Here is a 1,160-nt window from a genome sequence, read left to right as displayed (position 1 = left end):
CCGGTGGCGGCCGGGTCAGCCGGCGACGGAGACGGTGGGCTCGCCGCTCGTGACGCCGTCCTTCTCCATCTGTTCGGCGATCTTCATGGCCTCGTCGATGAGGGTCTCGACGATCTTGGATTCGGGGACGGTCTTGATGACCTCGCCCTTGACGAAGATCTGGCCCTTGCCGTTGCCGGAGGCGACGCCGAGGTCGGCCTCGCGGGCCTCGCCGGGGCCGTTGACGACGCAGCCCATGACGGCGACGCGGAGCGGGACCTCCATGCCCTCCAGGCCGGCGGTGACCTCCTCGGCGAGCTTGTAGACGTCGACCTGGGCGCGGCCGCAGGACGGGCAGGAGACGATCTCCAGGCGGCGCTGGCGCAGGTTGAGGGATTCCAGGATCTGGATGCCGACCTTGATCTCCTCGGCCGGCGGGGCGGACAGCGAGACGCGGATGGTGTCGCCGATGCCCTCGGAGAGCAGGGCGCCGAAGGCGACGGCGGACTTGATGGTGCCCTGGAAGGCGGGGCCGGCCTCGGTGACGCCCAGGTGCAGCGGGTAGTCGCACCGGGCGGCGAGCTGGCGGTAGGCGTTGACCATGACGACCGGGTCGTTGTGCTTGACCGAGATCTTGATGTCGTTAAAGCCGTGCTCCTCGAAGAGGGAGGCCTCCCACAGGGCGGACTCGACGAGTGCCTCGGGGGTGGCCTTGCCGTACTTGGCCAGCAGGCGGGCGTCGAGCGAGCCGGCGTTGACGCCGATGCGGATCGGGGTGCCGGCGGCGGAGGCCGCCTTGGCGATCTCCTTGACCTTGTCGTCGAACTGCTTGATGTTGCCCGGGTTGACGCGGACCGCGGCGCAGCCGGCGTCGATGGCGGCGAAGACGTACTTCGGCTGGAAGTGGATGTCGGCGATGACCGGGATCTGCGACTTCTTCGCGATGGTCGCCAGCGCGTCGGCGTCGTCCTGGGTGGGGCAGGCCACGCGCACGATCTGGCAGCCGGAGGCGGTCAGCTCGGCGATCTGCTGGAGCGTGGCGCCGATGTCGGAGGTGCGGGTGGTGGTCATCGACTGCACCGACACCGGGGCGTCGCCGCCGACGGCCACCGATCCGACCTGGATCTGGCGGCTCTTGCGCCGCTCGGCGAGCCGGGTCGGAACGGACGGGATACCGAGAG

Annotated in this window: 1 protein-coding gene; it reads right to left on the bottom strand. The window is 69.9% G+C overall.

Going from position 1 to position 1,160, the window contains the following annotated elements:
- Positions 1-15: 15 nt before the first annotated feature.
- Positions 16-1,160 (bottom strand): flavodoxin-dependent (E)-4-hydroxy-3-methylbut-2-enyl-diphosphate synthase (gene ispG, locus ACFVGS_RS37365; protein WP_385696940.1); only part of this gene is annotated, 1,145 nt, incomplete at its 5' end.

The organism is Streptomyces sp. NPDC127114, from assembly GCF_042677525.1.
Taxonomy (GTDB): domain Bacteria; phylum Actinomycetota; class Actinomycetes; order Streptomycetales; family Streptomycetaceae; genus Streptomyces.
Note: the sequence above shows the minus strand (reverse complement) of the source record. Positions and strands in the feature narration are given on the sequence as shown.